1 protein-coding gene is annotated in these 405 nt (G+C 49.6%); it reads right to left on the bottom strand.

What is annotated here, in order from left to right:
• Positions 1-286: glycosyltransferase family 2 protein (locus SB822_RS55150; RefSeq protein WP_410858854.1), on the bottom strand; the 286-nt coding region annotated here is incomplete at its 3' end.
• Positions 287-405: the final 119 nt, after the last annotated feature.

Here is a 405-nt window from a genome sequence, read left to right on the forward strand (position 1 = left end):
GGAGCTGGATGTATGTACCTTTCGCCTCGCGGATGCCAGCATTCCTCGCGGATGACAACCCGCCATTCTCTTTATGAATGATCCTGACGCGAGGGTCGAGCTTCCGGGCTTGGTTGCAATAGTGCTTGGCGTGCCCCTCGGTGCTGCCATCGTCAACGACAAGCACCTCTATATCGCCGTTGTAGGAAGACAATGCTGACTGGACCGCAGACTGGAGATACTTTCCTTGATTATAGTAAGGAATGATCACACTAACAGAGTTCATTTTTCCACTACGCTCTTTCATATCCAGGAATCTTTTCAAGAGCTTCAAGGTAAGATTGCTCATTGTGTCGGCCATGCGCCAGTTTGATGAGGCGCTCAGTTCGTCTCTTCGCTTCTACTTGATCGCAAAAGATTTGTCTC

The sequence above is a fragment of the Paraburkholderia sp. SIMBA_054 genome (assembly GCF_046534875.1).
Classification (GTDB): domain Bacteria; phylum Pseudomonadota; class Gammaproteobacteria; order Burkholderiales; family Burkholderiaceae; genus Paraburkholderia; species Paraburkholderia hospita.